25 protein-coding genes are annotated in these 25,813 nt (G+C 73.1%); 18 read left to right on the forward strand and 7 right to left on the reverse strand.

Going from position 1 to position 25,813, the window contains the following annotated elements; genetic code table 11:
- Positions 1 to 182 precede the first annotated feature (182 nt).
- Positions 183 to 1,289, reverse strand: coding sequence for a citrate synthase 2 (locus tag EV384_RS06600; protein WP_130331079.1), 1,107 nt, complete (start codon positions 1,287 to 1,289; stop codon positions 183 to 185).
- A 273-nt stretch (positions 1,290 to 1,562) separates the two neighbouring features.
- Here EV384_RS06600 and pdxH point away from each other — a divergent pair, with 273 nt between their 5' ends.
- The 7 genes from pdxH (at position 1,563) to EV384_RS06635 (ending at position 7,662) form a co-directional block, all read left to right on the forward strand.
- Complete coding sequence (pdxH, locus tag EV384_RS06605; protein ID WP_130340297.1) at positions 1,563 to 2,192, forward strand: pyridoxamine 5'-phosphate oxidase; 630 nt, start codon at positions 1,563 to 1,565, stop codon at positions 2,190 to 2,192.
- Positions 2,189 to 3,490 carry an MFS transporter gene (locus tag EV384_RS06610; protein ID WP_130331081.1) on the forward strand — a complete coding sequence of 434 codons (1,302 nt, stop codon included), beginning with the start codon at positions 2,189 to 2,191 and terminating at the stop codon, positions 3,488 to 3,490. Before pdxH ends, EV384_RS06610 begins: the two co-directional genes overlap by 4 nt.
- Positions 3,491 to 3,570: 80 nt before the next feature.
- Positions 3,571 to 4,500, forward strand: coding sequence for an aldose 1-epimerase family protein (locus EV384_RS06615; RefSeq protein WP_130331083.1), 930 nt, complete (start codon positions 3,571 to 3,573; stop codon positions 4,498 to 4,500).
- An 18-nt stretch (positions 4,501 to 4,518) separates the two neighbouring features.
- The gene (locus EV384_RS06620; protein ID WP_130331085.1) at positions 4,519 to 5,121 is read left to right on the forward strand and encodes a nitroreductase family protein; all 603 of its coding nucleotides are present in this window, start codon (positions 4,519 to 4,521) and stop codon (positions 5,119 to 5,121) included.
- Between the two features lie 179 nt (positions 5,122 to 5,300).
- Complete coding sequence (locus tag EV384_RS06625; RefSeq protein ID WP_089011473.1) at positions 5,301 to 5,606, forward strand: type II toxin-antitoxin system VapB family antitoxin; 306 nt, start codon at positions 5,301 to 5,303, stop codon at positions 5,604 to 5,606.
- Positions 5,607 to 5,637: 31 nt separating this feature from the next.
- Positions 5,638 to 6,798 (forward strand): acyl-CoA dehydrogenase family protein, encoded by a 1,161-nt coding sequence (locus tag EV384_RS06630; RefSeq protein ID WP_130331087.1) that lies wholly within the window; start codon positions 5,638 to 5,640, stop codon positions 6,796 to 6,798.
- A gap of 99 nt (positions 6,799 to 6,897) precedes the next feature.
- Positions 6,898 to 7,662, forward strand: a complete 765-nt coding sequence (locus EV384_RS06635; RefSeq protein WP_130331089.1) for a DUF4230 domain-containing protein — start codon at positions 6,898 to 6,900, stop codon at positions 7,660 to 7,662.
- Positions 7,663 to 7,725: 63 nt separating this feature from the next.
- On the opposite strand, the gene EV384_RS06640 is transcribed toward EV384_RS06635, so the two are convergent.
- Positions 7,726 to 7,932, reverse strand: coding sequence for a PspC domain-containing protein (locus EV384_RS06640; RefSeq protein WP_130331091.1), 207 nt, complete (start codon positions 7,930 to 7,932; stop codon positions 7,726 to 7,728).
- A 155-nt stretch (positions 7,933 to 8,087) separates the two neighbouring features.
- On the reverse strand, positions 8,088 to 9,317 hold the full coding sequence (gene tnpB / locus EV384_RS06645; protein WP_207232248.1) for an IS607 family element RNA-guided endonuclease TnpB: 1,230 nt from the start codon (positions 9,315 to 9,317) through the stop codon (positions 8,088 to 8,090).
- Between the two features lie 616 nt (positions 9,318 to 9,933).
- Between tnpB and EV384_RS06650 the strand changes: the two genes are divergently transcribed.
- From EV384_RS06650 to EV384_RS06690, 9 genes are all read left to right on the forward strand, one after another.
- On the forward strand, positions 9,934 to 11,304 hold the full coding sequence (locus EV384_RS06650) for an L-serine ammonia-lyase (RefSeq protein ID WP_130331093.1): 1,371 nt from the start codon (positions 9,934 to 9,936) through the stop codon (positions 11,302 to 11,304).
- Between the two features lie 69 nt (positions 11,305 to 11,373).
- Positions 11,374 to 12,201, forward strand: a complete 828-nt coding sequence (locus EV384_RS06655) for an ABC transporter permease (RefSeq protein ID WP_130331095.1) — start codon at positions 11,374 to 11,376, stop codon at positions 12,199 to 12,201.
- Complete coding sequence (locus EV384_RS06660) at positions 12,202 to 12,942, forward strand: ABC transporter ATP-binding protein (protein WP_130331097.1); 741 nt, start codon at positions 12,202 to 12,204, stop codon at positions 12,940 to 12,942.
- Complete coding sequence (locus EV384_RS06665) at positions 12,939 to 14,888, forward strand: DUF5941 domain-containing protein (protein WP_130331099.1); 1,950 nt, start codon at positions 12,939 to 12,941, stop codon at positions 14,886 to 14,888. Before EV384_RS06660 ends, EV384_RS06665 begins: the two co-directional genes overlap by 4 nt.
- 17 nt (positions 14,889 to 14,905) lie before the next feature.
- On the forward strand, positions 14,906 to 17,143 hold the full coding sequence (locus EV384_RS06670) for a bifunctional glycosyltransferase/CDP-glycerol:glycerophosphate glycerophosphotransferase (RefSeq protein ID WP_130331101.1): 2,238 nt from the start codon (positions 14,906 to 14,908) through the stop codon (positions 17,141 to 17,143).
- A gap of 105 nt (positions 17,144 to 17,248) precedes the next feature.
- Positions 17,249 to 18,553 carry an ABC transporter ATP-binding protein gene (locus tag EV384_RS06675; RefSeq protein WP_130331103.1) on the forward strand — a complete coding sequence of 435 codons (1,305 nt, stop codon included), beginning with the start codon at positions 17,249 to 17,251 and terminating at the stop codon, positions 18,551 to 18,553.
- A 59-nt stretch (positions 18,554 to 18,612) separates the two neighbouring features.
- Entirely contained in the window at positions 18,613 to 19,080 is a 468-nt protein-coding gene (locus EV384_RS06680) for a DUF4442 domain-containing protein (protein WP_130331105.1), read from the forward strand.
- A 51-nt stretch (positions 19,081 to 19,131) separates the two neighbouring features.
- Complete coding sequence (locus EV384_RS06685; RefSeq protein ID WP_130331107.1) at positions 19,132 to 19,881, forward strand: beta-phosphoglucomutase family hydrolase; 750 nt, start codon at positions 19,132 to 19,134, stop codon at positions 19,879 to 19,881.
- Complete coding sequence (locus tag EV384_RS06690) at positions 19,878 to 22,250, forward strand: glycoside hydrolase family 65 protein (protein WP_130331109.1); 2,373 nt, start codon at positions 19,878 to 19,880, stop codon at positions 22,248 to 22,250. Before EV384_RS06685 ends, EV384_RS06690 begins: the two co-directional genes overlap by 4 nt.
- A 52-nt stretch (positions 22,251 to 22,302) precedes the next feature.
- Here EV384_RS06690 and EV384_RS06695 read toward each other — a convergent pair whose 3' ends face one another.
- From EV384_RS06695 to EV384_RS06705, 3 genes are all read right to left on the reverse strand, one after another.
- Positions 22,303 to 22,482, reverse strand: a complete 180-nt coding sequence (locus tag EV384_RS06695) for a hypothetical protein (protein ID WP_130331111.1) — start codon at positions 22,480 to 22,482, stop codon at positions 22,303 to 22,305.
- An 88-nt stretch (positions 22,483 to 22,570) separates the two neighbouring features.
- Positions 22,571 to 22,918, reverse strand: coding sequence for a thioredoxin family protein (locus tag EV384_RS06700; protein WP_130331113.1), 348 nt, complete (start codon positions 22,916 to 22,918; stop codon positions 22,571 to 22,573).
- On the reverse strand, positions 22,888 to 23,280 hold the full coding sequence (locus EV384_RS06705; RefSeq protein ID WP_130331115.1) for a MerR family transcriptional regulator: 393 nt from the start codon (positions 23,278 to 23,280) through the stop codon (positions 22,888 to 22,890). Before EV384_RS06705 ends, EV384_RS06700 begins: the two co-directional genes overlap by 31 nt.
- Before the next feature lie 131 nt (positions 23,281 to 23,411).
- Here EV384_RS06705 and EV384_RS06710 point away from each other — a divergent pair, with 131 nt between their 5' ends.
- Positions 23,412 to 24,074, forward strand: coding sequence for a dienelactone hydrolase family protein (locus EV384_RS06710; RefSeq protein ID WP_130331117.1), 663 nt, complete (start codon positions 23,412 to 23,414; stop codon positions 24,072 to 24,074).
- A 3-nt stretch (positions 24,075 to 24,077) separates the two neighbouring features.
- Here the strand turns inward: EV384_RS06710 and EV384_RS06715 are convergent, their stop codons facing one another.
- Positions 24,078 to 25,190, reverse strand: coding sequence for an AI-2E family transporter (locus tag EV384_RS06715; protein ID WP_242623962.1), 1,113 nt, complete (start codon positions 25,188 to 25,190; stop codon positions 24,078 to 24,080).
- A 285-nt stretch (positions 25,191 to 25,475) separates the two neighbouring features.
- On the opposite strand from EV384_RS06715, the gene EV384_RS06720 reads away from it, so the two are divergent.
- The gene (locus EV384_RS06720; RefSeq protein ID WP_130331119.1) at positions 25,476 to 25,661 is read left to right on the forward strand and encodes an antitoxin; all 186 of its coding nucleotides are present in this window, start codon (positions 25,476 to 25,478) and stop codon (positions 25,659 to 25,661) included.
- The last annotated feature ends 152 nt before the right edge of the window (positions 25,662 to 25,813 follow it).

The following is a 25,813-nucleotide window of genomic DNA, read 5'->3' on the forward strand; positions in this document are numbered from 1 at the left end:
CGGGGCGCGCGGGGCGCGACGCGACCGGGGTCCGGGCCCGGTCCGGCGACACTGCCGGCCTTCATCCTCGCACCCTGGGCGGGTCGTCCGGCGGCTGGTCCCAGCCGGCGGGGTGAGGCGTGCGCCACAGGATGCGCGAAGGGGCCCCGTCCGCGCGGACGGGGCCCCTCGACGTACCCGGATCAGACGCCGTGCGGGATGGCGTCCCAGCCCTCGACCTGCTGCGGCTTGCGGCTGCCCGGGCCGACGTAGCGGGCCGACGGGCGGACCAGCCGCTGGAGCTTCTTCTGCTCCAGGATGTGCGCGGACCAGCCGCCCATCCGGGCACAGGTGAACATCGAGGTGAACATGTGCGCCGGCACCTCGGCGAAGTCCAGCACCACGGCCGACCAGAACTCGACGTTGGTGGCCAGCACCCGGTCCGGGCGACGGGCCTGGAGCTCGGCCAGGGCGGCCTTCTCCAGCGCCTCGGCGACCTCGAAGCGCGGCGCGCCCAGCTCCTTGGCGGTGCGGCGCAGCACGCGGGCGCGCGGGTCCTCGGCCCGGTAGACCCGGTGGCCGAAGCCCATCAGCCGCTCGCCCCGGTCGAGGACGCCCTTGACGTATCCCTCGGCGTCGCCGCTGCGCTCGACGGCCTCCAGCATGGTGAGCACCCGGGACGGCGCGCCGCCGTGCAGCGGGCCGGAGAGGGCGCCGATGCCGGAGGAGATGCAGGCCGCGGCGTCGGCGCCGGTGGAGGCGACGATCCGGGCGGTGAACGTGGAGGCGTTCAGGCCGTGCTCGGCGGCCGAGATGAAGTACGCGTCGACGGCCTTGACGTGCCGCGGGTCGGGCTCACCCCGCCAGCGCTTCATGAACCGCTCGACGATCGTCTCCGCCTTGTCGATCTCCTTCTGCGGCACCGCCGGCAGGCCCAGACCGCGGGCGGACTGGGCGACGAAGGAGAGCGCGGTGACCGACACCCGGGCGAGGTCCTCGCGGGCCTGCTCGTCGGAGATGTCGAGGAGCTGGCTGAGCCCCCAGTACGGGGCGAGCATGGCGACGGCGGACTGCACATCGACCCGGATGTCGCCGGAGTGCACCGGCACGGGGAACGGCTCGGCCGGCGGCAGGCCCGGGCCGAACCGCCCGTCGACCAGCAGCGCCCAGACGTTGCCGAACGAGACCTGACCGATCAGATCCTCGATGTCGACCCCGCGATAGCGCAGGGCGCCGCCCTCGCGGTCCGGTTCGGCGATCTCGGTCTCGAAGGCTACGACGCCCTCCAGACCCGGTTTGAAGTCCGACATGTCGTCTCCTGGCTTCCGGCTCGGTGCGCCCGAGCGGGCTCAGCCGGCCCCGCACCTTAGGCGACCCTCAGGGATGTGTTCGTGCCATCTTGCCTGCTGGGTAACCGACTGCGCGACCCGCCGCGACTGTGCCGCACGCGACATCCCCGGCGGTGGACAAGCTCACGCTCTCGGCCAGACTTGGCGGTGGGGCCTGGCCAGCGTCTCCGGGACGCGGGCGGCCCGCCGAGGGGGCAGAGCAACGTGACGGGCGACACAGTGGTGCCGGCGGCCATGCGTAACGAGTACGCCGCCGACCAGGGCCTTTCCGAGGCGGATCTGGCGCCGGACTGGCACACCCAGTTCGACCGCTGGTTCGCCGACGCGGTCGCGTTCCCCCTCCCGGAGCCGAACGCCATGGTCGTCGCCACCGCCGACGCCGCCGGGCGCCCCAGCGGCCGGACCGTCCTGCTCAAGGGGTACGACCCGGAGGGCTTCGTCTTCTACACCAACTACGGCTCGCGCAAGGGCGCCGAGGCGGCCGCCAACCCGTGGGTCAGCCTGGTCTTCCCCTGGTTCGCGATGCAGCGCCAGGTGGTCGTCACCGGGCAGGTGGAGCGGGTCGACCGGGCGGAGACCGAGGCGTACTTCGCGAGCCGGCCGCGCGGCTCCCAGCTCGGTGCCTGGGCGAGCGCCCAGTCCCGGGTGATCCCCGACCGGGCCGCGCTGGACGACGCGTTCGAGGCGGTGGCCGAGCGCTTCGCCGGGGTCGAGCCGATCCCGGCGCCACCGCACTGGGGCGGGCTGCGGGTCCGCCCCGAATCGGTGGAGTTCTGGCAGGGGCGGGCCAGCCGGCTGCACGACCGGCTGCGGTTCCGGCGTACCGACGGCGGCGACTGGGTCACCGAGCGGCTGGCGCCGTGACCGGAGTCAAGGAGGCCCGGCCGCGCGGGGGGCGCCGCTGGGCGATCGACCTGCGCCCGCTGGGTGTGCCCGCGTACCGGCGGGTGTGGCTCGGCAACGGCGTCGCGATGTTCGGTTTCCAGTTCACCGCCGTGGCCGTACCGGTGGAGATGTTCATGCTGACCGGCGGCTCGCTCTGGGTCGGGCTGCTCGGCATCGCCGGGTTCCTGCCGCTGCTGGTCTTCGGGCTCTGGGGCGGCGCCGTGGCCGACGCCCGGGACCGGCGGCGGGTGCTGCTCGTCGGCGGCGGGCTGCTCTGGGCGTCGACGCTGGCGCTGCTGGTGCAGGCGCTGTTCCGGGTGGGCAGCCCGGTGCTTCTCCTCGTGCTGGTGGCGGTGCAGTCGATCGCGTTCGCGATCACGTCGCCGGCCCGCAGCGCGATCCTGCCCCGCCTGGTGCCCGCCGAGCTGGTGCCGGCGGCGAGCACCTTGAACTTCACCACCTTCACGGCCACCTCGGTCTTCGGGCCGCTGACCGCCGGCCTGATCTTCGCCACCTGGCGGACCGACGTCGGACTGCCGATCGCGTACGCGGTGGACGCGCTGCTGTTCACCGTCTCGTTCTGGGCCACGCTGCGGTTGCCCGCGATGCCGCCCGAACCGGATCCGGACCACGCCGCGATCCCGCGCAGGGCCGGCCTGGCCAGCATCGTCGACGGGTTCCGCTACCTGGCCACCACCCCGGTGCTGCTGCTCTCGTTCGCCATCGACCTGATCGCGATGGTCCTGGCCATGCCCCGGGCGCTCTTCCCCGAGGTGGCGCACGAGCGCTTCGGCGGCGGTGCGGCGGTCGGCTGGCTCTACAGCGCGATCGCCATCGGGTCGATGCTCGGCGGGCTCACCTCCGGCTGGATCGGCCGGCTGCGCCGGCAGGGGCTGGCGCTGGTGGTGGCGGTGGCCGGCTGGGGGCTGGCCGTCGCCGCCGCCGGGCTGGCCGGCCAGCTCTGGCTGATGGTGGTGCTGCTCGGCGTGGCCGGCGCGGCCGACCTGGTCAGCTCGGTGCTTCGGCAGTCGATGCTGCTGATCTACGCGCCGGACCGGATGCGCGGCCGGCTCCAGGGGGTCAACACCGTCGTCGTCGCCGGTGGTCCGCGCCTGGGCGACCTGCGGGCCGGCGGGGTGGCGGCTGGCTTCGGCGCCGGCGTCGCCTGGGTCGGCGGCGGCCTCGCCGCGACCGCCCTCGCGGTGCTGCTGGTGGTGGCCTTCCCGGCCCTGCTCCGGTACCGGGCCGCCGCCGCGCCGGCCGCCGACCGGGACTGACCCCGGTCGGCCGGCCGTCGGCCGGGACGGTGGTCGCGGGGTTCACCGCGGGCCGGGGCCGACCGGCTAAGGTCGCCGGCATGGAGCACGCCGCGAACCGGTCACCGTCCGGCGCACAGTGGACAATTGCCGCCGACGGCCACGAGGCGATCATCGTCGAGGTGGGCGGTGGGCTGCGGGCGTACCGGCACGACGGGGTGGACTACGTCGACGGGTACGCGGCGGACGAACTCTGCCCCGGCTCGGCCGGGCAGGTGCTGGCGCCCTGGCCGAACCGGATCCGGGACGGGGCGTACACCTTCGGCGAGCGGTCGTTGCAGCTCGACCTCAGCGACCCGGACCGGCACAACGCCATGCACGGCCTGGTCAACTGGGTCTCCTGGCACCTGGTCGAGCAGTCCGCGGACGCGGTGACGGTCGGCTACGACCTGCCGCCGAGCCCGGGCTACCCGTGGCCGCTGCGGCTGCGGACCCGGTGGAGCGTGGGGCCGGCGGGGCTGCGGGTGGAGCACGAGACCACCAACCTCGGCGGCGAGCCCTGCCCGTTCGGCTACTCCATGCACCCCTACCTGCGGCTGCCCGCGGTTTCGGTGAACGAGCTGACGCTGCGGGTGCCGGGGCGTACCCGGGTGCTGCTGGACGGCCGGCTGCTGCCGATCGGCGCCACCGCGGTCGCCGGCACCGAGTACGACTTCACCGAGCCCCGCGCGATCGGCGACGCGGTGCTGGACGTGGCCTTCGGCGACATCGTCCGGGACGAGGACGGCGGCTCGGCGGTGACCCTCGCCGCGCCGGACGGCTCGGCCGCGGTGCACGTCTGGGCGGACCGGGAGTTCGGCTGGTGGCAGGTCTTCACCGGGGACACCCTCAGCGGGGAGCGGCACCGCCGTTCGGTCGCGGTCGAGCCGATGACCTGCCCGGCGGACGCGTTCCGCTCGGGGAAGGACGTCATCGTCCTGGCCCCGGGGCAGACCTGGCGGGGCGCCTGGGGCGTCCGGCCCGGGGCCTGAGCGGCGCGGGGGAGCGGCATGGAGTTCGCCGAGGTGGTCCGGCGTCGCCGGATGGTGCGCAACTACGACCCGGACCGCCCGGTCCCGCCCGACGTGGTGGACCGGCTGCTGGACCACGCGGTGCGGGCGCCGTCGGCGGGCTTCGCGCAGGGCTGGGGCTTCCTGGTGCTGGAGACGCCGGAGGACCGGGAGCGGTTCTGGACGGCGGCCACCCCGGGCGGCGGCGGCCGGGAACGCTGGCTGGCCGGGATGCGCCGGGCACCGCTGATCGTGGTGCCGCACGCGAACCGCTCGGCGTACCTGGAGCGGTACGCCGAGCCGGACAAGGGCTGGGCGGACCGCTCGGCCGAGCGCTGGCCGGTGCCGTACTGGTACGTGGACACCGGTTTTGCCGCCCTGCTGATGCTGCTCACCGCGGTGGACGAGGGGCTGGGCGCGTGCTTCTTCGGCATCCCGCCGGAGCGGCTCGACGCCTACCGGGAGGCGTTCGGGGTGCCCGCGGAGTACCAGCCGATCGGCGCGGTGACGGTGGGTTACCGGGCAGCCGACCACCGGTCGCCGTCGCTGCGCCGGGGTCGGCGCCCGGTCGGTGAGGTGGTCCGCCGGGGTCGGTGGAGTTGAGCGTGATTCGTCCGGTCGAGCGACGGTACGGGCGGTAGCGAAACCGACATGAGGGAGTAAAACGCGGTGTGGCGGGGGCGGCTAGGCTGGCACGGACATCAGCGCCACGCCGTGTGGTGCCCCGCCGTTCACCGGCGCGGCGCCGGGGGCCGGCCGGACCAGGGGGAGGGGAGCGTGCCGTGATCTTCAGGGCGGTCCGGGACGGGCGTCCCTACCCGGAGCACAACCTCACGCTCAAGCAGTGGGCGGAGATCCCGCCGCGTCCGCTGCGGCTCGACCAGCTCATCACCACCAAGCGGGAGCTGGCGCTGGACAAGCTCCTCGCCGAGGACTCGACCTTCTACGGCGATCTCTTCCCGCACGTCGTCCAGTGGAACGGTGGCCTCTACCTGGAGGACGGCCTGCACCGGGCGCTGCGCGCGGCGCTCCAGCAGCGCAATCAGATCCACGCCCGGGTGCTGGTGCTCAGCGGCCAGGCCGAGTGACGCCCCCCTGAAGACTCGTTAAGGTGACGGCATGAGCCCTCTCGATCTGCTGGACGTCGACGCGTCGCTGGGCGAGGAGGAGCGGCAGATCCGGGCCGTCGTGCGCCAGCTCGTCGACGACCGGGTACGCCCGCACGTCGCCGGCTGGTACGAGGACGGCCAGGTGCCCGCCCGCGAGCTGGCCCGGGAGTTCGGCAAGCTCGGCCTGCTCGGCATGCACCTGACCGGGTACGGCTGCGCCGGCGCCTCGGCCGTCGCGTACGGGCTGGCCTGCCTGGAGCTCGAGGCCGGCGACTCCGGCGTCCGCTCGCTGGTCTCGGTGCAGGGCTCGCTGGCCATGTACGCCATCTGGCGCTTCGGCAGCGAGGAGCAGAAGCAGCGCTGGCTGCCCGCGATGGCGGCCGGCGAGGCGATCGGCTGCTTCGGGCTGACCGAGCCGGACCACGGCTCCGACCCGGCGTCGATGACCACCCGGGCCCGCCGGGACGGGGACGACTGGATCCTCAACGGCGCCAAGATGTGGATCACCAACGCGCCGATCGCCGACGTCGGGGTGGTCTGGGCGCGCACCGACGAGGGGGTGCGGGGTTTCGCCGTACCGATGGACACGCCCGGGGTGACGGCGCGGGAGATCCGGCGCAAGATGTCGCTGCGCGCGTCGCTGACCGGCGAGATCGCCCTCGACGACGTCCGGCTGCCGGCGGACGCCCGGCTGCCGGAGGCGATCGGGCTCAAGGCGCCGCTGAGCTGCCTGACCGAGGCCCGGCACGGCATCGTCTGGGGCGCGCTCGGCGCGGCCCGCGACTGCCTGGAGACGGCCCTGTCGTACGCGACCACCCGGACCCAGTTCGGCCGCCCGCTGGCCGGCTTCCAGCTCACCCAGGCCAAGCTCGCCGACATGGCGGTCGAGTGGAACAAGGGCCTGCTGCTCGCGCTGCACCTGGGCCGGCTCGCCGACGCCGGGAAGCTGCGCCCCGAGCAGGTCAGCGTCGGCAAGCTGAACAACGTGCGGGAGGCGCTGGCGATCGCCCGGGAGTGCCGGACGATCCTCGGCGCCAACGGCGTCTCCGGCGAGTACCCGGTGATGCGGCACGCCAACAACCTGGAGAGCGTGCTGACCTACGAGGGCACCTCGGAGATCCACCAGCTGGTCATCGGGCAGCGGCTGACCGGGCTCTCCGCATTCGCCTGACCTGCTCCTGCGTCGTTCCGGGCCGCTCGACGAGCGGGTGTCGTACCGGGGACGTACCGTCATCATCAGTCGATTTGTCTGACGAGGACGGTGAGGGCGATGGCCCGCGACGGTGACATCAACGAGCCCACCAGGGAGTTCCCCGGTTACCCGACCGGCGACGCCCTCCGGGCCCGGTCGGACGTCACACCCGAGCCGGCGTCCGGCGACCCGGCGTCGCCCGGCGGGCCGGCCCGGAGCCTGCTCTGGGTGCTCGGCGCGGCCGCGCTGGCGGTGGTGGTGCTGCTCGGCGTGCAGGCCACCGGGATCCTGCCCGACTTCCGCAACCCGTTCGCCAAGGAGCAGACCGACCGCAGCCAGCCGCCGCTGCTGAAGTCGATCCGCGACCTCAGCCGGTACGTGGCCGCCGAGGGCAACTTCCAGGTGGTCGTCGACCTGCAGAACGACCGGCAGAACGTGCCGGACTTCCTGCTCAACGAGCGCACGCTCTTCGTCGGGGCGGGCAGCATCGAGGCGTACGTCGACTTCGCCAAGATCGCCGACGGGGCGGTGGTCGAGTCCGCCGACGGGAAGTCGGTGGAGATCAAGCTCCCCGCGCCGCAGCTCGGCGAGACCAACCTCGACCTGGAGAAGAGCTACGTCTTCGCCGAGCAGCGTGGCCTGCTCAACCGGCTGAACGACCTGGTGCAGGGCGACCCCAACCGGCAGCAGCAGGTGTACAAGCTGGCCGAGGACCGGATCACCGCCGCCGCCCGGGACAGCGGGCTGACCGCCCGCGCCGAGGAGAACACCCGCAAGATGCTGGAAGGGCTGCTGCGCTCGCTGGGCTACGAGAAGGTGACAGTCACCTACACCGCCCCCTGACCGGGTACGCCGACGCGCCCGTCCCGGAAAAGGGGCGGACGCGTCGCGTTCGGCTACCGGGGATCAGTGGCGGGTGGCGGCGTAGCGGTCCTCGCTCGGCATCAGGATCCAGAGCACCAGGTAGACGATCACCTGGGTGCCGGGCAGCAGCAGCGACAGCAGGAACAGCAGCCGGATCATGCCGGCCGACATGCCGAACCGCTGCCCCAGGCCGGCGCAGACACCGGCGAGCATGCGCCCCTCACGGGGCCGGACCAGTTTGCGACTCATCGTCGTACTCCCACTCTGCGGCGATCCGCCGCGCTGACATCCACGGTAGAAAGGGGCGCCGAACCTGCCCTCGGTCACGAGGATGATCGACGGTCCCCGGTAACCCAGGGAGTACCCGTAGGTGCTTACCGTTGCAAGTGAGTGCTTGTGAGCGCTCATGCAGTCCTGCCTTGCGGCGGGACGGTCCCGGTCCTACCCGCCGAGGCGGTGCCGGGTTGACGCTTCACAGCCACCAGCCCGCAGGGGCGGGTCTTACAGTCGGCTCCACGTCCTGTCACCGGGCCACTCCCGGCGGTGTCAACCTCAAACGCAAGCGCGGCGAGGTTGCGTGCGGCGTTCAGGTCCCGGTCGAGGGTCATGCCGCAGGTGGTGCAGGTGTAGGTGCGCTCGGACAGGGCCAGCTTGGCTTTCACCGCGCCGCAGCCCGAGCAGGTCTTCGAGGACGGATACCAGCGGTCGGCCACCAAGAGCTGGCCACCGTTCCATCCAGTCTTGTACGCCAACTGCCGGCGTAGTTCGGCGAACCCGGCGTCGGCGATGTGTCGGGCCAGGCGGCGGTTGCGCAGCATCCCGGCCACGTTCAGGTCTTCGACCACGAGCGTGCCGTACTCGCGGGCGAGGCGGGTGGTGAGCTTGTGGAGGCCGTCGCGCCGCAGGTTCGCCACCCGCGCGTGCGCCCGGACGACCTGCCGGCGGGCGCGTTCCCACCGATTTGAGGGCCGCTGCCGGGTACGCCGGTCGGGACCGACCCGGCGGGACATGCGCCGGGCGAGGCGGCGCATCCGCCGGGCCGCGCCCTCGAGGTGGCGGGGGTTGGGCTCGAGCTTGCCGGTGGACAGCACCGCGAGGTGCTTCAGCCCCACGTCCACGCCGATCACGGCCTCCGGACACATCGGGGCCCGTTCGGCGCGATCGACCTCGACGCAGAACGCGACATGCCACTGCCCACCGTCGCGGCGCACCGTCGCGGACAGGATCCGGGCCGTCCCGGCCTCCAAGCGGCGGGCGAGTTTGCGGGTCGACTCGTGGGTCTTCAGCCGACCCAACCGCGGCAACACCACATGCTTCCGGTCCGCCTCGACCCGAATCGCCCCAGTGGTGAACCGGACGCTCGGCGCACTCCGACGGCGGGACTTGAACCGGGGAAACCCGACCCGCCGCCCGGCCCGCTTACCCGTCCGCGAGTCCGACCAGTTCTTCAACCCCCGAGCCAACGCGTCGAGGCCGGTGTTGAACGCCTCCTTCGAACACTCCGCCCACCACGGCGCCACGTCGCTTTTCGCCACGTTCCACGCCTTGCGCAGCGCGGGCAGCGACCAGCCCACCATCGGCGTCAGGTCCGCCTCGGCCAAGCCGTAGCTCCGCTCGGCGGCACGCTGTTCCATGACGGCCTTGATGCGCGCGAGCGCCCAGTTGTGGCGCTACCCGCGCCGCACCGGCGTGCGCCAGCAACGCCCGCTCCTGCAACGGCGTCACATCCAGCGCGAACCGGTACGCCTGCACCGTCTTCACGCCGTCTCACCCCCGGCAACACCCTCCACCGCCAGGCAAACCCAATACGCCACAGCCCGACGACGATAAAGGCGGGCACAAAGCCGGGTCAGGATCTTCACTCCATTACCGGCCGCACCACGAGACCCAGGGAAGCCGCCCATTTCTTCAATTTCACAACGCCACTCTTAACACAGCGATGCGCACTAAGGCTCCTTCCATCCCGAACAGCGGTCACCCCCCGGGGGGTCCGCGTCGACCCGCCACTGCGCGTCCCGCCAGCGAGTCGGGCCCGGAGGGCGGATGCCGAAGCGGTGACGGAGGAAAGACGGGAGGGGGCGGAGGGTGGGTGGGGTGCGGGAGTGCGCCGGCGCGGACGGGGTGAGCTGGACGGGTAGGCTGGACGGTCGGGCGCCCACACCCCGGGCACCCGCCAGCCGCCCCGGACCGGGTCGGCACGACCGGGCCGTGTTCCGCACAACGGGGTACGACGGCGAGGAAAGTGCAGCCATGATCAGTGTTTTCGACCTCTTCAGCGTCGGCATCGGGCCGTCCAGCTCGCACACCGTCGGGCCGATGCGAGCCGCCCGGACGTTCGTGTCCGGGCTCAAGGCGGACGGGCTCCTCGCCGACACCGCGCGGGTGCGGGCCGAGCTCTTCGGCTCCCTCGGCGCCACCGGGCACGGCCACGGCAGCGACCGGGCGGTGCTGCTCGGGCTGGAGGGCGAGGCCCCGGAGACGGTCGACACCGACACGGTCGGGCCGCGGGTGGACCGGATCCGCGCCGAGCGGCGGCTCAGCCTGCTCGGCGCCCAGGAGATCGACTTCGACCCGGACCGGGACCTGGTGCTGCACCGGCGCCGGTCGCTGCCGTACCACCCGAACGGGATGACCTTCGTCGCGTACGACGCGGCGGGCGCGGAGCTGCGCGGCCGGACGTACTACTCGGTGGGCGGCGGGTTCGTGGTCGACGAGGCGGCGGCCGGGGCGGACCGGATCACCCCGGACACCACCCGGGTGCGGTACCCGTTCCTCACCGGCGCGGAGCTGCTGGCGGTCACCACCGGCACCGGCCTGTCGATCAGCGAGGTGATGCTCGCCAACGAGCTGTCCTGGCGTACCGAGGGGGAGGTGCGGGCCGGGCTGCTGGAGATCTGGCGGGTGATGCGCGAGTGCGTCGAGCGCGGCTGCGAGCGGGACGGCACCCTGCCGGGCGGGCTGAAGGTGCGGCGCCGGGCGGCCGAGCTGCGCCGCAGCCTGGAGGCGGAGACCGACTCCACCGACCCGCTGCGGGTGATGGACTGGGTCACCCTCTTCGCCCTGGCGGTGAACGAGGAGAACGCGGCCGGCGGTCGGGTGGTCACCGCGCCGACCAACGGCGCGGCCGGCATCATCCCGGCGGTGCTGCACTACTACACCCGGTTCGTGCCGGACGCCTCCGACGACGGCGTGGTCCGCTTTCTGCTGGCCGCCGGCGCGATCGGGGTGCTGTTCAAGGAGAACGCCTCGATCTCCGGCGCCGAGGTCGGCTGCCAGGGCGAGGTCGGTTCGGCCTGCTCGATGGCGGCCGCCGGGCTCGCCGAGGCGCTGGGCGGCACCCCTGAGCAGGTGGAGAACGCGGCCGAGATCGGCATGGAGCACAACCTCGGGCTCACCTGCGACCCGGTCGGGGGCCTGGTACAGATCCCCTGCATCGAACGGAACGCGGTGGCTAGCATCAAGGCGATCACGGCCGCCCGGCTGGCGCTGCGCGGCGACGGGGTGCACGCCGTCTCGCTGGACAAGGTCATCAAGACCATGCGGGAGACGGGCGCCGACATGAAGGTCAAGTACAAGGAGACGGCACGGGGTGGCCTGGCGGTCAACGTGATCGAGTGCTGAGCCCGGCGGGGTGACCCGGGCCGACCCCGCCGATGTCGGCGACGAGCGGCGGGAAGCGAGGAGGGGCCGGTGACGTCAGGCGTCGGGGCGCTCTGGTCGGCCCGTAACTCGCTGCGGATCCTGGTCAAGCGGGATCTCGCGGTCAAGTACCAGCAGTCGGTCCTCGGCTACCTCTGGTCGCTGATCGAGCCGCTCGGCATGGGCGCGATCTACTGGTTCGTGTTCGGGGTGCTCTACTCCGGGGCCACCCGCCGGCACCTCGGCGACGCGGCGGGGTCGTACCCGCTCTTCCTGGTCACCGGCATCTTCGCCTGGATGTGGGCCAGTTCGGCGATGAACGAGGCGACGAACGCGCTGACCGGTCAGGCCCGGCTGATCACCACCATGAACGTGCCCCGCCAGGTCTTCCCGATCGGCCGGGTCACCGGCCGCTTCGCCGAGTACGCCGCCGGCCTGCCCATCCTCGTCGGCATCGCCGCGGTCTACGCGGCGCACGGGAAGATCCACCCCGGCTGGTCCCTGCTCGCCCTGCCGCTGGCCGTGGCCGTGCAGCTCGTCCTGCTGGTGGGGATCGCGCTGCTGCTGTCGGCGTGGAACGTGCTGATGCGGGACATCGAGCGGTTCATGCGGCTGATCATCCGGGTGCTCTTCTACGCCACCCCGATCATCTACCCGCTCAGCCTGGTCCGGGACTCCGGCATGCCCACCTGGGTGAAGCTGGCCTACGAGCTGAACCCGCTGGTCGGCATCTTCCAGCTGCACCACGCGATCTGGTACCCGGACGAGTTCCCGGACGCCCGGCTGCTCGCCACCACCGTGCTGGGCAGCCTGCTGGTGCTGACGTTCGGCTGGTGGTCGTTCCGCCGGCTCGAACCGGCCGTGCTCAAGGAACTGTGAATGGCGATCATTGAGGCGGAGGGCCTCGGCATCCGCTTCGTCCGCAACCGGCGCCGCCAGCTCCGGCTGCGGGAGCTGCTCATCCACCGGGGCGGGCGGACCGCGGCCACCGGCCAGTTCTGGCCGCTGCGCGACGTGTCGTTCCGGATCGAGCCGGGTGAGACGGTCGGCGTGGTGGGGCGCAACGGCACCGGGAAGAGCACGCTGCTCCGGCTGATCGCCGGGGTGCTGATCCCGGACGAGGGCCGGATCCGGGTCCACGGGGACGTCGCGCCGCTGCTGGAACTCTCCGCCGGATTCTCCAACGACCTGACCGGCCGGGAGAACCTCTATCTGGTCGGCGGCCTGCACGGGCTCTCCACCGGCTACCTGCGCCGGCACTTCGACGAGATCGTCTCGTTCGCCGGCGAGCAGGTCGAGCGCTCGATCGACACCTCGGTGCGGCACTACTCGTCCGGGATGAAGGTCCGGCTCGGCTTCGCGGTGATCGCGCACCTGCCGCACCCCGTCCTGCTGGTGGACGAGGTGACCGCGGTCGGGGACGCGGAGTTCCGCGCCAGGTGCTATGCGACCATCGAGCGACTTCTCGCGGAAGGGCGCACGCTGGTGCTGGTGTCACACAACGAAAAGGACCTCACCCGGTTCTGTCGTCGGGGGCTCTACCTCGACGCGGGCCGGTTGACCGTCGACGGGACGATCGACGAGGCGCTCGCCGCCTACGCCAGCGCGGCACCGCGGTGACGCTCGCGATCGTGCTCGCCGCCGAGGCGGCGGGCGGGGCGGACGACGCCGGGGAGCGCCTGGCCGGGCAGTGGCGGCGGGCCGGCGTGACCGAGGCGCGGGTCGTCGCCGACCTGTCCGAGCTGGCCGCGCTGGTGGCCGCCGCCACCGGCCCGGTGCTGGTCAGCGGCGCGGACCTGGTGGCGCACACCGCCGTACTCAAGCATCTGGCGACCAGCCCGGTCGGGCCGACGGTGGCGCTGGTGCTCACCGACCCGCCCGCGCCCGGGCAGGTCGCGGTCCGGGAGGAGCGCGGCCAGGTGGTCGCGGTGGGCGCCCCCGGCGAGCTGGCCGACGCGACCGGGATCTTCGGCGGCGCGCTGCGGGTCGGCGTCGGCGACCTGCCGGCCCTGGTCGACGCCGCCCGGTCGGCCGCGACGGCGGCCGGGAGCGCGCCGGCCGGGCCTGCGGTGGACCGGCTCTTCGCCGACCTCGCGGCCCGCGGCACCCTGACCTTCGCCCACCGGGTACGCCTGCTCGTCGCGCACCGGGTCGTCGATCCGGCCGGCCGGGCCGCCGCCGAGGCGGCCGTCGCCGCGGTGGACGAGGACAAGGCCGAGCTGCGCCTGTCGGTGAAGGAGCGGGACGACTTCTTCACCACGTTCTTCGTCAGCACCTGGTCGCCGTACGTGACGAAGGCGGCGGCCCGGATCGGCCTGGGCCCGACCGCGGTCACCATGATCTCGGTGGCCTTCGCGGTGGCGGCGGCGGTGCTCTTCGGCGTCGGCGGGCGGCCCGCGCTGGTCGCCGGGGCGGTCCTGCTCTACCTGGGCTTCGTGCTGGACTGCGTGGACGGCCAGTTGGCCCGCTACACCCGGCACTTCAGCGCCTGGGGCGGCTGGCTGGACACCATGGCCGACCGGGCCAAGGAGTACGTGGTCTACGCCGGTCTCGGCTACGGCGCCACGCACGCCGGCTTCCGCTACGGCTGGGCCCTCGCCATCGCCGCGATGACCCTGCAGACGGTCCGGCACATGACCGACACCTGGTACGGCGTGCTGCACGACGAGGCCGCCCGCCGGCCCCGCCCGGCCGAGGACGCCGGCGGCATCGGCGGGAAGCTGAACGCCGCCTCGACGAAGGTGCAGGCGGACACCGGCTCGGTGTCGTACTGGCTGAAGCGGACGGTGGTCTTCCCGATCGGCGAGCGGTGGGCGCTGATGGCGCTGGCCGCCGCGCTCTTCGGTCCGCTGGTGGCGCTCTGCGCGGTGCTGGTCTGGGGGACGTTGGCGTTCGCGTACACCGGGGCGTTGCGGACGCTGCGGGCCCGCTGGATGCGGGTGCCGGTGCTGACCACGGTCGACGCCACCCTGCACCGCGACGACGGCCCGCTGGCCCGGACCATGCCGGTGGTGCGCGGGCCGCTGGCGCTGGCGGTGTTCGGCGCGTCGGGCGCGGGGGCGCTGCTGCTGTGGGCGTTGGTGACGGTCCACGCCGGGCATCGGCTGCCCGGGTGGGCGGTGACGATCGGGCTGGTGGTCCTGCTGAGCGGGGCGCAGGGGGCGCGGGCGGCGCACGCCGGGCCGCTGGACTGGCTGGTGCCCGCCGCGCTGCGGGCCGGGGAGTACCTCTTCGCGATCGCCGTCGGGGTCGCCGGCCGCGCGCCGGCCTGGCTGATCTTCGGGTACGTCTTCGTGCTCACCCTGCACCACTACGACCTGACCGCCCGGCTGGAGAAGCGGCAGGCGGCCCCGCCGCTGCACGCCGCCACGCTGGGCTGGGAGGGCCGGTCGGCGGTGCTGGCTGTCGCGTCAATCGCCGGAATCGCGAGTATCGCTCTGGCTACACTCGGTACGTACCTTCTCGTGGTTTTCGTCGCGAGTGTGGTCCTCGCCTGGGTGGTCCTGCCGGCCCGCGCCCGCCGGACGCCGGTCCCGGTGGGCGGAGGTGACCGCTCGCCGGGCTGACGGAGGGCCAGGCCGGGATGACTCTGATCAGCTTCGTCGTACCGGCCTTCAAGGTGCAGGGCTACCTGCGGGAATGCCTCGACTCGATCCTCGACCAGCCGTACGCCGACCTGGAGGTGATCGGGGTCGACGACGCCTCCCCGGACGACAGCGGCGAGATCCTGGCCGAGTACGCGGCCCGCGACCCCCGGGTCCACCCGGTCCGCCTCGCCGAGAACGTCGGCCTCGGTCCGGCCCGCAACATAGGGCTGGACCGGGCCGTCGGCGAGTACGTCTGGTTCGTCGACGGCGACGACTGGCTGGTCGCCGGCTGCCTGCCGCACGTCGCCGACCGGCTCCTCGCCACCCGACCCGACGCGCTGATCGTCGACCACGTCCGGGCGCACTGGAACAACGTCGGCACCCGCAGCGCGATGCGCGACGTCTTCCCGGAGCCGCCCGGCGAGGCGACGTTCCGGCTGCGCGACCGGCCGGAGACCATGCGGCTGCTGCACACCGCCTGGAACCGGGTGGTCCGCCGGCAGTTCCTCGTCGACCGGGAGCTGCGATTCGCCCCGGGCTGGTACGAGGACGTCTCGTTCAGCTACCCGGCGCTGATGGCCGCCGAGCGGATCGGGGTGCTGGACCGGGTCTGTCTCAACTACCGGCAGCGGCGGACCGGGGCGATCACCCGGACCCGGGGTGACCGGCACTTCGAGGTCTTCGCCCAGTGGCACCGGGTGTTCCGGCTGATGGACCGGTGGGGGCCGGCGGTGGAGGAGCTGCGGCCCGCCGTCTTCGAGCGGATGATCTGGCACTACCTGACGGTGCTCGGCAACGGCGAGCGGACCGCCCCGGAGCTGCGCCCGGCGTTCTTCGCCCAGATCCACGCCGACTTCAACCGGTTCCGGCCGCCCGGCGGGTACCCGGTCCCCGGCGGCGTCGAGGGGTTGAAGCACCGGCTGGTGGCGGCCGGCCGGTGGCGTACCTTCAGCGCGCTGCGCGCGGCCAACCAGGCCGGGGACGCCGCCCGGCGCTCGGTGCGGCGGGTCCGCCGCCGGGTGCTGCCGGTGGCCCGGCGGACCGCGCGGGTGACCCGAAACGCGGCGCTGCGGGAGTACTACCGGGCCGAGCTGCGCCGGCCGCTGGACCCGACCCTCGCCCTCTTCGCCGCCTACTGGTACCGGGGGTACGCCTGCAACCCGGCCGCCGTGTACGCCGCGGCCCGCGCGCTCGCCCCCCAGGTCCGTGGGGTGTGGATCGTCCGGCGGGACCGGGTCGACACGCTCCCGCCCGGGGTGGAGTACGTCGTCGCCGGCACCCCGGCCTACTACCGGGCGCTGGCCCGGGCCCGCTGGCTGGTCAACAACGTCAACTTCCCGGACTTCGTCCGCAAGCGGCCCGGCTCGGTGCACCTGCAGACCCATCACGGCACGCCGGTGAAGGTGATGGGGCTGGACCAGCAGCGGTACCCGGTCGGCGCGATGGGAATGAACTTCGCGAAGCTGCTGCGCCGGGTGGACCGCTGGGACTACAGCGTCACCTCGAACAGCTTCTCCACGCAGATGTGGGAGCGGGCGTACCCGGCCGCGTACACCACGTTGGAGGTCGGCTACCCGCGCAACGACCGGCTGGCGCTGGCCACCCCGGAGGAGATCCGCAAGCTCCGGGCGGAGCTGGGCATCGGCCCGGACGAGCGGGTCGTGCTCTACGCGCCGACCCACCGGGAGCACCTGCCGGGCTGGCGGCCGCCGTTCGACCCGGACCGGCTGCTCGACGCGCTGGGTCCGGCCGGCCGGCTGCTGATGCGCAGCCACTACTTCCACGACCGGGACCGCCGGCCCCGGGGGCCGGCGGCGGGCGGGCTGCTCGACGTCAGCTCCCACGACCGGGTGGAGGACCTCTACCTCGTCGCCGACGTGCTGGTCACCGACTACTCGTCGGCGATGTTCGACTACGCCGTCCTGGACCGGCCGATCGTCGTCTACGCCCCGGACTGGGAGGCGTACCGGGTGGCCCGGGGTGTCTACTTCGACCCGCTGGCGGAGCCGCCGGGCGCGGTGGCCGTGGACTTCCCCGGACTGCTCGAACTGTTCCGCTCCGACGCCATCCGGTCGACGCCCGCCGAGCAGGCCCGGCAACGGTTCCGGGCCCGGTTCTGCGCGCTGGACGACGGGCACGCCGCCGAGCGGGTGGTCCGCCGGGTCTTCCTCGACGACCGGCCTGGGCGCCCAGCCGGCGGCGTGGAGCGATCCGGCGGGGTCGATGCGCCGTAATAGGTATGTCACGAACTGAACATCGCACGTTCACCCGATGTGCTGATCCGATGATCCTGGTCACAGTCATTCCCGGGTTCGGCCGACGAACTGGGGGAGGAGACGGTGACCACCGTCGCGCTCAAGGATGTGACCAAGGTGTTCCAGGACGGGACAGTCGCGGTCGACACCGTCAATCTGGACGTCAACGACGGCGAGTTCATGGTGCTGCTCGGCCCGTCCGGCTGCGGCAAGTCCACCGTGCTGCGGATGGTCGCCGGCCTGGAGGATCCGACCACCGGCGCGGTGATGCTCGACGGCGAGCTGGCCAACGACCTGCCACCCCTGGAGCGGAAGATCGCCATGGTCTTCCAGGACTTCGCGCTCTACCCGCACATGACGGTGGGCGACAACATCGCGTTCCCGCTGCGGCTGGCCGGGGTGGAGCCGACGCCCCGCGGCGAGCGGGTCACCGACGTGGCCAGCGTGCTGGGCATCGGCGACGTGCTGGGCCGCAAGCCGAGCCAGCTCTCCGGCGGCCAGCGACAGCGGGTGGCGATGGGGCGGGCGATCGTGCGCCGCCCGGGGCTGTTCCTGATGGACGAGCCGCTGTCCAACCTGGACAGCGGGCTCCGCGCGGAGCTGCGGGCGGAGATCTCCGGTCTCACCCGGGAGCTGGGCGTCACCACCATCTACGTCACCCACGACCAGGCCGAGGCGCTGACCATGGCCGACCGGGTCGCCATCATGCGCAAGGGCGTGCTCCAGGACGTCGGCACCCCCACCCAGGTGTACGGCCGCCCGGCCACGCTCTACGTCGCCGCGTTCCTGGGCAGCCCGCGGATGAACCTGCTGGAGGCGTCGGTCTACGTCCACCTCGACCGGTACGTGACGCTGAACCTCGGCGAGCAGTCGCTCTACCTGCCCTGGGACGACATCCGCAGCCGGGTGGTGGCGCACTACCACGGCGAGCGGATCGTGGTGGGAATGCGGGCCGAGGCGCTCACCCCGGTCGCCCCGGACACCCCGGGCGACGTGCTCCAGGGCCGGATCCGCTACCTGGAGCACCACGGGCACGAGTCGCTGGCCTTCCTCGACATCGGCGCCACCGCGATCATGGTGGACGAGATGGGCGGCCCGGTGGAGTCCGGCGAGAACGGCCAGCGCGGCCTGCGCCGGTTCGGCCAGGTCATGCAGCGGTTGACCGGCCGGGCCGCCGAGGCGCCGGTCTCCGCGCCGAGCGGCGGGGGCAACCGGACCAGCGTGCTCAACGACCCGGGCCGGCACCACCGCCGCCCGGCCGAGCTGGCGGTCCGGCTCGCCCCGTACCCGGCCGTGTCGGCGGGTCACCCGCTGGCCGTGCAGGTACGGATGGACGCGCTGCACTTCTTCGACGAGCGCGGCGACCGGATCGACATCGGTTGGCGGTGAGCGGGACCCGCGGCCGGGCGGCCCTTGCCGGAGAAGTTACCGACGAGTAGCGTCTGGGCATGTCCATCGACTCTCGCCAGGTGGCGGCCGGTCTGCTGGAGGCCGTGCCGTTCGCCCGCACGCTCGGAATCGAATTCGTCGAGGTTGCGCCCGAGGCGGAGGGCGGGGTCCGCGCCGTCGTCCGGCTCCCCGACTCGCCGGCCACCCACAACCACGTCGCCGGCCCGCACGCCGGGGCGATGTTCACCCTCGGGGAGACCGCCTCCGGCGCGGTGGTGCTCGCCGCGTTCGGCCCGGTGCTCGACCGGGCGGTGCCGCTGGCCGTCCGGGCGGAGATCGCGTACAAGAAGGTGGCCATGGGCCCGGTGCTCGCCACCGCCCGGCTCGGCCGCCCGCCGGCCGAGGTGATCGCCGAGCTGGACGCCGGCAAGCGGCCCGAGTTCCCGGTCGAGATCGAGATCGGCACCGAGGACGGGACGGTCACCTCCGTGCTTACCGTGGTCTGGACGCTGCGCCCGAACCGCTGACGGGCGGACGAATCGGGTTTGCCCGGCCCGTCCGATGGATAGATTCGACGTGTGCTGGGCCTACCCGCTCATGTGACCGCCTGTCTCTTCGATCTGGACGGTGTGCTGACGCAGACCGCCAGGGTGCACAACGCCGCCTGGACCGAGACCTTCAACGCGCTCCTACGGGACCGCGCGACGGCCACCGGCGAGCCGTACCGCCCGTTCGACCCGGGACCGGACTACAACCGGTACGTGGACGGCAAGCCGCGCGCCGACGGGGTGCGCTCCTTCCTGGGCTCCCGTGGGATCACCCTCCCCGAGGGCACGCCGGACGACCCGCCCGAGGCGGACACGGTCAACGGGGTGGGCAACCGCAAGAACATCATCCTGCTCAAGCGGATCCAGACCGACGGCGTCGACGTCTACCCCGGTTCGGTGGCGTACCTGGAGGCGGCCGCCGCCGCCGGCCTGCGCCGGGCCGTGGTCTCGGCGAGCGCCAACTGCCGGGCCGTGGTCGCCGCCGCCGGTCTGGACCGGCTGCTGGAGGCCGGGGTCGACGGGGTGGTCGCCCGGGAGCGGGGGCTGCGCGGCAAGCCGCACCCGGACACCTTCCTGGCCGGCGCCGAACTGCTCGGGGTGGCCCCGGCGAACGCCGCCGTCTTCGAGGACGCGCTGGCCGGGGTGGCCGCCGGCCGGGCCGGCGGCTTCGGGTACGTGATCGGCGTCGACCGGGTCGGCCAGGCCGAGGAGCTGCGCGCCCACGGCGCCGACGTGGTGGTCACCGACCTCGCCGATCTGCTGAAGGAGCCGGCGGCATGATCCGCGAACGCGCCTATCCGGTCGAACCGTGGCACGTCCGCGAGGTCCGCCTCGACATGGACGTGCTGGCCCAGTCCGAGTCGGTCTTCGCCCTCTCCAACGGGCACGTCGGTCTGCGCGGCAACCTCGACGAGGGCGAGCCGCACGGCCTGCCCGGCACCTACCTCAACTCCTTCTACGAGCTGCGCCCGCTGCCGTACGCGGAGGCCGGGTTCGGCTTCCCCGAGTCGGGCCAGACCATCGTCAACGTCACCAACGGCAAGCTGATCCGGCTGCTCGTCGACGACGAGCCGCTCGACGTCCGGTACGGCGAACTCCTCTTCCACGAGCGGATCCTCGACCTGCGCGCCGGCACCCTGCACCGGGAGCTGCACTGGCGCTCGCCGGCCGGGCGGGAGGTCAAGGTCCGCAGCACCCGGCTGGTGTCGTTCACCCAGCGGTCGGCCGCCATGATCAACTACGAGGTGGAGGCGGTCGACGGGCCGATCCGGCTGATCCTCCAGTCCGAGCTGGTCGCCAACGAGACACTGCCGGCGCAGAGCCGCGACCCGCGGGTGGCCGCGGTGCTGGAGTCGCCGCTGCAGGCCGAGGAGGAGCTGACCACCGACGACGGCGGCCTGCTCGTCCACCGGACCAAGGTCAGCGGGCTGCGGGTCGCCGCCGCCATGGAGCACGACGTGCAGGGCCCGGAGCGGACCACCGTCGAGTCCGAGGGGTACGAGGACTGGGTCCGGACCACCGTCGGCTGCGTACTCAAGCCCGGCGAGACGCTGCGGGTGGTCAAGTACCTGACGTACGGCTGGTCCAGCCGGCGCTCCCTGCCGGCACTGCGCGACCAGGTCGGCGCGGCCCTCGCCGCCGCCCGGCTGGACGGCTGGGACGGGTTGCGCCGGGCGCAGCGGGAGTACCTCGACGAGTTCTGGGACGCCGCCGACGTCCGGGTGGAGGGCGACCCGGAGGTCCAGCAGGCCGTCCGCTTCGGGCTGTTCCACGTGCTCCAGGCCGGCGCCCGGACCGAGCGGCGGCCGATCTCCGCGAAGGGGCTGACCGGCCCGGGCTACGACGGGCACGCGTTCTGGGACACCGAGATGTTCGTCCTGCCGGTGCTCACCTACACCCAGCCGAGCGCGGTCCGGGACGCGCTGTACTGGCGGCACTCCACCCTGGCCCAGGCGCACGAGCGGGCCCGGACCCTGAACCTGAAGGGCGCCGCCTTCCCGTGGCGGACCATCGAGGGCCCCGAGTCGTCGGCGTACTGGCCGGCGGGCACGGCCGCGTTCCACATCGCCGCCGACGTCGCCGACGCGCTGCGGCGGTACATCCTGGTCACCGGGGACGACGTGCTGGAACAGGAGATCGGCCTGGAGCTGCTGGTGGAGACCGCCCGGCTGTGGCGCTCGCTGGGTCACCACGACCGCGACGGCCAGTTCCACATCGACGGGGTGACCGGCCCGGACGAGTACACCGCGGTGAAGAACGACAACATCTACACCAACCTGATGGCGCAGCGGAACCTGCTCACCGCCGCCGAGTGCGCGATGCACTACCGGGACCAGGCGGCTGACCTCGGGGTGAGTGAGGAGGAGGCGGCCGCCTGGCGGGACGCCGCGCACGCCATGCACGTCCCGTACGACGACGACCTCGACGTGCACGAGCAGGTCGAGGGCTTCGCCCGGTTGCAGGAGTGGGACTTCGAGCACACCCCGCCCGAAAAGTACCCGCTGCTGCTGCACTACCCGTACTTCGACCTGTACCGCAAGCAGGTGGTCAAGCAGGCCGACCTGGTGCTCGCCATGCACTGGCGGGGGGACGCCTTCACCGGCGAGCAGAAGCTGCGCAACTTCCTCTACTACGAGCGCCGCACCGTGCGGGACTCGTCGCTGTCGGCCTGCACCCAGGCGGTGATGGCGGCCGAGGTGGGTCATCCGGAGCTGGCCCACCGCTACCTGCGCGAGGCCGCCCTGATGGACCTGCACGACCTGAGCGAGAACACTCGCGACGGCGTGCACATGGCCTCGCTGGCCGGCGCCTGGATGGCCCTGGTCGCCGGTTTCGGCGGGCTGCGCGACCACGACGGGACGCTCTCCTTCTCACCGCGGCTGTCCAGCCGGCTCAGCCGACTCGAGTTCTCGCTCCAGTGGCGGTCGATGCACCTGCGAGTGGACGTCCGGCCGCACCAGACGACGTACTCGCTGCGGCACGGCGGGCCGGACGCCGTGCTGGAGCTGCGCCACCACGGCGAGCCGGTCCGGGTCACCTGCGCGCAGCCGGTCACCCTGCCGGTGCCGCCGGCCCACGCGTCCGGTCCGCCGCCGGAGCAGCCGCCCGGCCGGGCGCCGCTGCTGCACCTGCCGGAGAACGCCAGCTGAGCCCGGTACGCGGCGCGTCCCCGCCCGGGCGGGCGGGGACGCGCCGGTGCGGTCAGAACTGGCGGCCGTTGGACGGGCGGCCGGCCGCGTCCCGGGGCGCCACCGCCCGCGGGTCCTCCGATGTCCGGGCCTCGGCCGCTTCGTCCCCGAAGTTCCGGGCGTGCTCGGCGTCCCTTTCCTGCCGTTCCCGCTCGGCGGTCTGCTGCCGGGACCTGTCCTGCTGCTGGGCCATGACGATCCTCGCGATCCGTTGGGGGCGCGGCTGCGCCGATCTACGGTCCCCCTGCGCCTTCCCGCTCGACCCGGCCGCAAACGGCGGCTCACCCCTCCAGGTGGCGCGCGAAGCTCAGCCGGAGGTGGTTCTTCGGCCGGGCGCCGACGATCGAGCCGACCACCTCGCCGTGCCGGAAGACCAGCAGGGTCGGCATGGACATCACCCCGTACGCCCGGGTGGTGGCCGGATTCTCGTCGGAGTTGAGCGCGGCGAAGAGCAGCGCATCGCCGAACTCCCCGGCCAGCTCCGCCAGGTGCTTCGAGACCGCCCGGCAGGGCGGGCACCACTCCGCCCAGAAGTCGACCACCACCGGCCGGGTGCTGGCCAGCACCGTGGCGGCGAACGTCTCGTCGGTGACCGTGGTCAGTCGGGCCTGTTCCGTGTCCTGAGGCATGTCTTCTCCCGGTGGGCGATCGCGCTGGCCAACTGGTCGTGCAGCTGCCGCCGTACCGTGCCGAGCCGGTCGAGGTAGTCGTCCACCTCGGCGAGCTTGCGTCGCAGCACGGCGACCGAGTCCGGGCAGACGTCGCCGGAGCTGTTGCCGGCCCGCAGGCAGGCCACGAACGGCCGGATGTCGTCGAGGTCGAAGCCCACCGCCAACAGCGCCCGGATCTCGTGCACGACGCGCAGCTCCGCCTCGTCGTAGATCCGGTAGCCGTTGGCCGACCGGCGTGGTCGGACCAGCCCCCGGGTCTCGTAGTACCGCGGGGTGCGGGTGCTCGTGCCGGCCCGCTCCGCCAGCTCACCGATCAGCATCCGACCTCCCTCGCCCGCCCTGGACGCCACGCTAAACCTTGTCGTCGGCGTCAACGCAACAGGTGAGCCCGGGTGCCGACCGGGTATGCGGGGCGCAGCCGGCGCGTGCCCGGCGGTTGCGGAGGTCGGAGATGGAGATGCGCGAAGTGACGATCCCGGTGGCGGCCGGTGGGCTGCCGGCCGACGTGATCTTTCCGGACGAACCGAAGGGTGTGGTCCTCTTCGCGCACGGCAGCGGCAGCTCCCGGCACAGCCCGCGCAACGTCGCCGTCGCCCACACGCTCAACGACCGGCCGCTCGCCACCGTGCTGGTCGACCTGCTCACCCCGGAAGAGGACGCGATCGACGCGCAGACCGCCGAGCTGCGGTTCAACATCCCGATGCTCGCCGACCGGCTGGCCGAGATCGTCGACTGGATGGGTACCGATTCCACGCTGCGCCCGCTGCCGGTCGGGCTTTTCGGGGCCAGCACCGGCGCCGCGGCCGCCCTGGTCGCCGCGGCCGAACGTCCGGACCGGGTACGGGCGGTGGTGTCCCGGGGTGGCCGCCCCGATCTGGCCGGTGCGTCCCTGTCGGCCGTCCGGGCGCCGACGCTGCTGCTGGTCGGGGGGTTGGACGAGCAGGTGATCGTCCTCAACGAGCAGGCGAAGGCGCAGCTGGGCGACGTCGCCGAGCTGCGGATCGTCCCGGGTGCCACCCATCTCTTCGAGGAGCCCGGCACCCTGGAGCAGGTCGCCGACCAGGCGGCGTCCTGGTTCTCCGGGCACCTGACCCGCGTGCCCCGCCCGGCGTGAGGGTCAGGCGGGTGCCGGCGCCCGGTGCCGTTGCACGGTGTCGATGACCCGCCAGGTCACCGCCGCGATCGGGACCGAGACGAACGCGCCCGCGATCCCGGCGATCAGGGTGCCGGCCGTGACCACGACCAGGATCACCGCCGGGTGCAGCTGCACCTGACGCTTCATGATCAGCGGTTCCAGCAGATTGCCCTCGATCTGCTGGACGGCGATCACCGCGGCCAGCGTGAGCAGCGCGGTGGTCGGGCCGTTCGCGGCGAGCGCGACCAGCACCGCCACCGCGCCCGCGACCGTCGCGCCGATGATCGGTACGAACCCGCCGAGGAAGGTGATCAGCGCCAGCGGCAGGGCGAGCGGCACCCCGAGCAGCACCAGCGCCAGGCCGATGCCGGTCGCGTCGATCGCCGCGATGATCATCGTACCGCGGCTGTACGAGCCGAGCGTCCGCCAGCCGACCCGCCCGGCCTCCGCGGTGACCGCCCGGTTCGGGCCGGTCATCCGGCGCAGCACCCAGCGCCACATGGACCGACCGTCCTTGAGCAGGAAGAAGAGCAGCACCAGCGCCAGCAGCACGGACCCGGCCACCTCGGCGGCGGTGCGCGCCCCGCCGACCGGGTCCGGGGCGCTGCCGCTCAGCCCCTCCCGGGTCTGCCGGATCAGCCGGTCCAGCTGGGCGTCGGTGATAGGCAGGCTGGAGGTGACGAAGTCGCGGCTGCGTTCCAGGCCCTGGTCGAGCTGCTGGCTCAGCTCACCGAACTGACTCGCGGTCAGGTTCCACACCAGCACGCCCACCCCGACCAGGATCCCGAGCAGCAGCAGGATGGTGAGCAGGGCGGCGGGCGCCGCCGGCACCCGGAGCCGACGCAGCCGGAGCAGCACCGGGTCGAGCAGCGCGGTGAGGAAGAGCGTGCCGGCCAGCGCGATGGCCAGCGGCGCCAGCAGCACCGCGATCTTCCCCAGCAGCCACAACCCGGCGATCACCACCACCAGGCAGGCGCTCCACGTCACCGCGGTCCGGACCGGCCAGGGCAGGCCGGCCCAGGCCTGCCGGGGTCCCGCCGCGCGGGTGTGCCCGGCCGTCACCTCGGGCGTCCGCCCGGTACCGTCCTCGACCACGTCGGACCTCCTCGATCGTGGCCGCTCGGTACCCGCCCGGCCCCGATCCGACACCCCGGCCGGGCCCGGCCGCCGGCGGCCACGCCGCGTACCGCGCCGGCGCCGTCGTCGGTGCGGACCGTCCACATGGTACGCCGCAGGTCCGCGGTGAGCGGCGTTCCAGGTGCGCTGGCCCCTTTCGGCAGAACTCGCAGCGGATCCTACGGCCCCTCCCCGGACCAAGATCCGCGCGTTTGGGCCCCCGACTCGAGGGAAGGCATGAGGGCGAGGAAGGGAGATCCGCGCATGAGTGACTTCGTGGACAAGGCTGAAGACTTCGCCGACCAGCACGACAAGCAGGTCGACCAGGGGCTGGACAAGGCCGGGGAGATGGCCGACCAGCGCACCGGCGGCAAGTACGACGAGCAGACCGACAAGGGCGTCGACATGGCGCAGCAGCGGACCGGCCAGGGCGACACCGACCGCCGCTGACCTCGTACGCTCCCGGGCCGCCGTACCGTCGGTGGCCCGGGAGCGGCGTCTCCGGTGGATGGAATTCCGCGCCGGGCCCCTGGTCTGGATCGACGAATCTCGCTACGATCCGCAGTCGGGGCATGACTCAGCGTCGAGTCGTGCGGAGCCGA

It is taken from the genome of Micromonospora kangleipakensis, from assembly GCF_004217615.1.
Lineage (GTDB): Bacteria > Actinomycetota > Actinomycetes > Mycobacteriales > Micromonosporaceae > Micromonospora > Micromonospora kangleipakensis.

Coding starts and splice junctions, on each gene's coding strand:
- EV384_RS06710 (WP_130331117.1), top strand. CDS start 23,412: ATGGAGATGCGCGAAGTGACGATCCCGGTGGCGGCCGGTGGGCTGCCG.
- EV384_RS06615 (WP_130331083.1), top strand. CDS start 3,571: ATGGAGCACGCCGCGAACCGGTCACCGTCCGGCGCACAGTGGACAATT.
- EV384_RS06690 (WP_130331109.1), top strand. CDS start 19,878: ATGATCCGCGAACGCGCCTATCCGGTCGAACCGTGGCACGTCCGCGAG.
- EV384_RS06635 (WP_130331089.1), top strand. CDS start 6,898: ATGGCCCGCGACGGTGACATCAACGAGCCCACCAGGGAGTTCCCCGGT.
- EV384_RS06640 (WP_130331091.1), bottom strand. CDS start 7,932: ATGAGTCGCAAACTGGTCCGGCCCCGTGAGGGGCGCATGCTCGCCGGT.
- EV384_RS06630 (WP_130331087.1), top strand. CDS start 5,638: ATGAGCCCTCTCGATCTGCTGGACGTCGACGCGTCGCTGGGCGAGGAG.
- EV384_RS06705 (WP_130331115.1), bottom strand. CDS start 23,280: ATGCTGATCGGTGAGCTGGCGGAGCGGGCCGGCACGAGCACCCGCACC.
- EV384_RS06670 (WP_130331101.1), top strand. CDS start 14,906: ATGACTCTGATCAGCTTCGTCGTACCGGCCTTCAAGGTGCAGGGCTAC.
- tnpB (WP_207232248.1), bottom strand. CDS start 9,317: ATGGAACAGCGTGCCGCCGAGCGGAGCTACGGCTTGGCCGAGGCGGAC.
- EV384_RS06620 (WP_130331085.1), top strand. CDS start 4,519: ATGGAGTTCGCCGAGGTGGTCCGGCGTCGCCGGATGGTGCGCAACTAC.
- EV384_RS06720 (WP_130331119.1), top strand. CDS start 25,476: ATGAGTGACTTCGTGGACAAGGCTGAAGACTTCGCCGACCAGCACGAC.
- EV384_RS06695 (WP_130331111.1), bottom strand. CDS start 22,482: ATGGCCCAGCAGCAGGACAGGTCCCGGCAGCAGACCGCCGAGCGGGAA.
- EV384_RS06680 (WP_130331105.1), top strand. CDS start 18,613: ATGTCCATCGACTCTCGCCAGGTGGCGGCCGGTCTGCTGGAGGCCGTG.
- EV384_RS06650 (WP_130331093.1), top strand. CDS start 9,934: ATGATCAGTGTTTTCGACCTCTTCAGCGTCGGCATCGGGCCGTCCAGC.
- EV384_RS06660 (WP_130331097.1), top strand. CDS start 12,202: ATGGCGATCATTGAGGCGGAGGGCCTCGGCATCCGCTTCGTCCGCAAC.
- EV384_RS06700 (WP_130331113.1), bottom strand. CDS start 22,918: ATGCCTCAGGACACGGAACAGGCCCGACTGACCACGGTCACCGACGAG.
- pdxH (WP_130340297.1), top strand. CDS start 1,563: ATGCGTAACGAGTACGCCGCCGACCAGGGCCTTTCCGAGGCGGATCTG.
- EV384_RS06600 (WP_130331079.1), bottom strand. CDS start 1,289: ATGTCGGACTTCAAACCGGGTCTGGAGGGCGTCGTAGCCTTCGAGACC.